The 5,846-nt window shown below is 49.6% G+C and carries 4 protein-coding genes; all 4 read right to left on the bottom strand.

Features of this window, described 5'->3' with window-relative positions; translation table 11 throughout:
- Positions 1-41 precede the first annotated feature (41 nt).
- Positions 42-1,106 carry an ATP-binding protein gene (locus AC07ED_RS04250; RefSeq protein ID WP_158664472.1) on the bottom strand — a complete coding sequence of 355 codons (1,065 nt, stop codon included), beginning with the start codon at positions 1,104-1,106 and terminating at the stop codon, positions 42-44.
- 11 nt (positions 1,107-1,117) lie between these two features.
- On the bottom strand, positions 1,118-3,460 hold the full coding sequence (locus AC07ED_RS04255) for a DDE-type integrase/transposase/recombinase (protein WP_105234365.1): 2,343 nt from the start codon (positions 3,458-3,460) through the stop codon (positions 1,118-1,120).
- Positions 3,457-4,212, bottom strand: coding sequence for a hypothetical protein (locus tag AC07ED_RS04260; RefSeq protein WP_105234366.1), 756 nt, complete (start codon positions 4,210-4,212; stop codon positions 3,457-3,459). The genes AC07ED_RS04255 and AC07ED_RS04260 overlap by 4 nt, the downstream gene beginning before the upstream one ends.
- Before the next feature lie 514 nt (positions 4,213-4,726).
- The gene (locus tag AC07ED_RS04265; protein WP_105234368.1) at positions 4,727-5,173 is read right to left on the bottom strand and encodes a DUF6634 family protein; all 447 of its coding nucleotides are present in this window, start codon (positions 5,171-5,173) and stop codon (positions 4,727-4,729) included.
- Between the last annotated feature and the right edge of the window lie 673 nt (positions 5,174-5,846).

Raw genomic sequence — 5,846 nt, forward strand, 5'->3', positions numbered from 1 at the left:
TTGAACAGAAGACAGCAAAAAGCCCGCCGAAGCGGGCTTTATTATCTTTTGTATCTCTTTGTTTTTATTATCTTCTCATTCGCATCGATGTCTTCGAGCAGTTTGATCGGATTGTACGCCTTCCTGTAATTTGGATGCGTAAATGGCGAGAACTCTAGAGGCACCCGACTCTTTCGAGAATATTGATAGACGAAGTCATCTATAGAAATCGTCTTGGACGTCCGCTTCATCCCTGAAGCTAAGACCTCGATGATCAATTCGATGACAAGGCCCCATCTGTATCCACACGCGAAGACAAGGCGGTCTAGAAAACGATGCTTCAAGAAAGGGGTAATATCGACACCAGAAAAATCAGAATACCCGTACAGCAACGACAAAAGCTCATCCCTGTCAGACCTCATAATTTCTTTGATACCGTCCTCCGTGTCGACGAAATAGCTTCGAACAACATCCAAATCGATTGGCTCGAAATGGACTGGGTTCAGGAGCTCCCTAAGTTCTTCGAATGGCAGGATGTGATCTGACAACTCTGGCACTCCAGAAAAGATCAACATTACCGGCCAATCAGCCTCCTTCATCAGAGCTTTGAAACTATCTCTAATAATCTTGTTCTGATCATTGATAGCGGCCGCCTGATTTGCACCTTTCGCAGGCCTTTTAAAGACGTGCTGAACCTCATCGTAGTAGATCCCCATCACGCCCTGCGCGCGCATTTGATGTAGAACCTTACTCCAATATTGACTTGAGGTTCGATTATCACTGCAGGGATAGCCAAGTGCATCGAGGGTTTTGGCCCCAAGATTTTTCCAAGTCACTGTTCCTCGTAGGGTGCAGCTTACTATTTTGGCTGGACGACCATCTTCTAGTTTCACGCCGCTATTGTTGAATTCATCAACAAGACTTCGGACCTCAGTGGTTTTTCCAAGCCGTGACTCCCCCGTAACGAGAAGGCCACGTGCTTCAAAATTTAATCCCTCGTCAGCTTTCATAGTCTGACCGTCGAGATGGTGAACGACACAAGCCTCAAACTCGCGCCGCAGATCTCTGCAACGAAGGAAGTCATACCTTTTCTTACGCAAATCTCGAAGGTCTGTCGTACGGTTCATGTAGGATGGGCTCATTTCAACTGCCCTCCATTCGTCGGACGCGCCAGTGGCTTTTCGTCTTCGCCCTCATCGTCCTCAATGTCTTCGTCATCTTCGAAATCTTCTTCTTTGAAGTTGTCGTCCGCTAAACTGACGCCCCTCCCAGAATGCCCCTGGTGGTCCTGGGGAGAGATCATTTGCGCGTGCTGTAAAGTCTCATCGATGAGTTCTTGGTGTGAGCACTCACCTTCAATGAAATCATCTAACTTCACAGCCTTAACATCGCCTGTGACAGACATGAGATCATCTGGAGACGTCGTGAACGGTAAACTGGACGTAAAGTTGACCCGAGCACCACGCAGCACGAAATCAGCTTTTCTCTTTATGGCCTCCAGACTGAAGCTTGACGGATCAGCGTTCCTTTCAAGTTCCAACCGCTTCAATTCATCATACCGGTCACGGCGCAAAGCAGCCAATTGATCTTCGTAGATCTCGGTCTGGCGCGGATGTTCGTAACGGTATCTTTCAAGGAGCGTCATCACTTCCAGCAAACTCATATCTGCAAAAAATGACGTCTGAAGATCCACACGGAATGGCTGGGCCTCGCCCGGCACCAAAATCGTCGCATGATTTAAATCATTGGGATCAACGTACACCGAGACCTTCGTGCGTTTCCAACGATCCATTGCCTTTTGAAACTGCAATGAGCTGAACCAAATGCACCCAAAAACGCATACGCCTTCATCCGTTGGCGTTACTTTGACTTTATGCCCCAGATGTATCCTGCGCTGATCAGGGTCAGCGACTTTGAATATGCCGCGTGTTTCGTTGATCTCTCTAAAAAGCTCTATCGGACGTTTATTGAAGACCCCGAGACCATAGTGCCGTTGCAATGGATATTCGTCGATAAAGTAACGCGTTATAATCCTGTATAGCTCGTTGCGTAGTAGCGTTGCATTTTCGATTGAATCATATTCCGGCAAATCGCCGGGGCGCCGACCAGTGTAACCGTCAAAGGTCTTTAGGACCTGTGACTCAAACGAACCAAACAAGCGTTCGACGTAACACTTATCCGTCGGAGCGCTCGTGCGCACATCCGTAATCGATGCGCCCACACCAAGCGCGCCCGCTTTTACGGTCGCGTTTCGTAAGCCTGTGCCATTGTCATTCTTGATCATCCCCAAGCCCATCGCGGGCGCGGGGTCATTGACGCATCCATAGAGATTTTTCTCATAGGTTTTGTCACGGGTCGCCATGCGCAGAAGTTCCATCGTTGCTTCCGCTTTGGGTGCATCACTGAGGACCCACGCGAGTGGGAAACGTGATGCGACATCAATCATGACCAAAAGGTAATATCGCCTTGCTATAAGTTCATCGATGGCTTCCAGGGTTTCACGATAATCTGTCGAAAGCGACTGCCAATACCCCTCGTCCTTAGCAGATGCGACCAAGGACATTTTGTATTCATCAATTTCAACCAACTCCCCGAGACAAAGCGCCCGCACGTCGCTGCTTCCTCGACCATGCTTGGACCGGGTATGGTTATACCCCTTTGTTGCAACAGAATACTCCACAGGCGAAAGCATCTGGTTGCGATGCCTTGTGACCGTCGTCTGAGACGGCACAATCAACGGTGCAAGATCGTTGAGTTTCCGCTTTTGGTTTTCTAAGCCGATAATGTCTCTCAACCGGTCCAAGACGTTTGATGGCGAGGCGGCTTTAAGGTCAAGCCCGACCTCTTCCCAGGCTTGTGACATGAGCTGGAGGTGCCTTACCGTGATCCTGCGTGTCTCATTTCCCTTGAGATTGTCCAAGGTCGCCAAAGCAGCGATCGGATCATCATTGGTATCCACGCTTTCATATATGGAAAGATATTTTTTTAGCGTTCGGCCGCGGTAGAGTATCCACCATTTCCTTTTGCCCCCAGCCGGAGGTTGAGAAACAATCTTCTCACCGAAAATATCGGAAGAAAGCCTACAAAGCCTTTCTCGAACCTTTGGATTATCCAATGCTGCCGCGGTGAGAGGCTTTCCGGGTTTCAAATTAATCTCAGGCTCCAAGATTTTTATTGCCCGACAGATTGCAAAATGAAACCGCCCCATAGCCTGCTGATCGGGCGACAAGCATTCCGCAAAGTTCAAACCCTTGGTGCGCCGTGTGACGACCGACGCCAGTTCTCCAGGTGTGGAACCGACCTGAAACGTCGGCGACTTTAAGAGCGTCGCAAACTTCAGATACGAAATGAAGGACTGCACCCCCGTCTCTTCATCAATGAACTCATACCCATCTGAGACCATATTCTTGAGGATAAGCACCTGATCATAACGAGTGACCTTGGTTCCGGCTGGAATTTGATATCGGGGGACGAAACTCATTGCACGCACTCCAGCCTAGAGTGTTCGTGGACCACGTTGTTAAGGTTCGCACGAAGCTGCTTTCGCCCAAGGAGACGATAACACGACTGGAAAATCCGCTTTTGCTCAAACGACAGCTTCGGAAAGAGGTCGAGCATCCGAAATGTCCCTCCGTATCGATGTGCAACCTTCTGTACTGCCTCATCCACTTCAGGGTCACACTCTGCGCAAAACGCATACATTCGGAACACATTCTCACGCCTCTGACGCGGAAAATCGTCAGTATTCGCGACGATAAAGTCGTTCGCTAAACCTTTGGGCACCGCGTCGATGATCGCCCGGATTTGTCGTTGCGTTTTCCCGCGCGCCAAGCTTGATCCATGTCGCACGTAGACCAAACGACGATAGCCACTGCGCATGGTGAGAAGGAGGTCAGGCGTGTGATGATAGTGCGCCCCATCAAACTCATATGGGACCATAAATGGCTGAAACTTAATATCGTGTAAGTCCTTACACATGAGCGCTTCGAATGCGACGGTGGCCTCACCCGCACTCTCAGTAACGGCCCACCGTTTCTTGAAGTTGTCCGCGGCGGTTTTGTAAGTGAACCAAACGCGGTGGCTTATTGCACTGCGATAAGCAGGGTTGCGCGCGCCATCAAAAGGCAAGACGCCTTCGATTTTACCGAGCTCAAGCGCGCTCATTTTTATAGTGGCTGATTTCTCCGTGATGAACTCATCAAAGTAATCATGGTTGACGTTATAGAAAGACATGACATCTCCGTTTGCGTCCGAATGGACGCATCAAATTGAAATCTGAGGTACGGGTGACGTTTGGCCGGTCAGGCGATTTTAGGTTTCCCGAGAGTTCAGGAGCTGAGCGCAATGACCGTGTTTCATGTCTTTGGTCCGAAAGAATCTTTGGCCGTCTGCACCAATGGTGCTACCGTCAAGATACGATACAGTCGGGACCTGCGTTCCGATCCAAGGTCTCAGTCGCTCCAACGGCTGAGACCTTTTTCTTCTCGATTATGGCGACGATACTCCTTCTTTGAGTGAGATACTGCTCCGACCAGACGGGCTTCCCTGATGATATTACGGCATTAAGATGAAAGTGGGCACGTTCAAAATCTGTCAAAAGTCGCTCCTTGCTGCGAAAATTGTGGATTGCTCTGGCCCTTTCGTCGCTCAAGGGCACCCTTTCACCAAAATCGCCCCGTGGTTTGAGCTCGAGGCCCCCCGACCACTCCATCGTGACCCCATCAAAGCCAAAAATCCGGAAAACTCTTCATTTAGGTAGGAAAATACGATCAGCGTCATGCAATCTTTCGAGTATCTCAGTCATCTGATGACTTGATGCGACCGTGATCGCATCGAACGCCATACGCTTCAGAATGACTGGCAAGAACTTCGTGTCGAACGCATCGTAAGAGTGCCACCCGAACCTCACTGTCTCAAAGCTCAGCTCATCCTCTAGGCGGTACCATCGCGACATCGTCCGTCCAAAGCAGCGATCTTCAGACAAGAACAGAGCTTGCGATGTCGCGATATCCCTGCAGCCCAATCTTGGATGACCGGCAACATGGCCGATAAAGCGGACGACATCGGCTGAAACGCATTTCCAGTTTCTCAAAACTGGGGCAGCCTGCATCTCTGCGTCCGTTGGCCCCTGAACGATGGCTTCGAATGCCGCAGTAAAATGCTCGACAGATTTTAGGGCGTCGACTTGGTCCATAGCGTGCCTCCAGATAAATTCGGCGGCATTGGTAACAACACGAAGTTTTTGATTCAATATATTGTTTTCATGACATTTTTTCGCAAAATATACGGAAAATCTCCAAGCTCTAGGGCAAGATTTACGCACTTTTTCGCGCATCCATGTCGAACTCAATTTTCGCATATCTAAGGCGAACGATTTGCACCCATAAATGAGAAATAACTCTCATATAAAGGGTAAACTATACAGGACGATTGATGCCGCTCTTTAAGGAACACGCAAATGTCCGAGGCTTGAGAGCACCAAGTTCCACACTTTTTCGCATACTTTTTTGATCTCACTCGAGGGCTCCAGCACTCAAAAAAAGCTGGGACCGCTCCAGCGCACAACGCGCTCACCAGACCGCAGATTGAGGAGAATCAACCGCCGCAACCCAACAATCAAAATACAGAAGCGCACGTAACATGACGTGCGCTTCCGAGCGGATCATTCGATCTATTGCACAGCTCTTGACCACCGATGCCTTCCGATATGCCCTCGGAGGCATGTTTATGGATTACCGTCAGTCATCGCCCTCACCTGAGTCATCCGCCTCAAAGGCCTTTATCTCTTCAATGAACCTTTCGATCGCGAGGAAATCTTCACTCTCGTGGATCGAGAGGGCATTTCCTTCGGGATACCAGCCGGGAAC

The sequence above is a fragment of the Aestuarium zhoushanense genome (genome assembly GCF_056431045.1).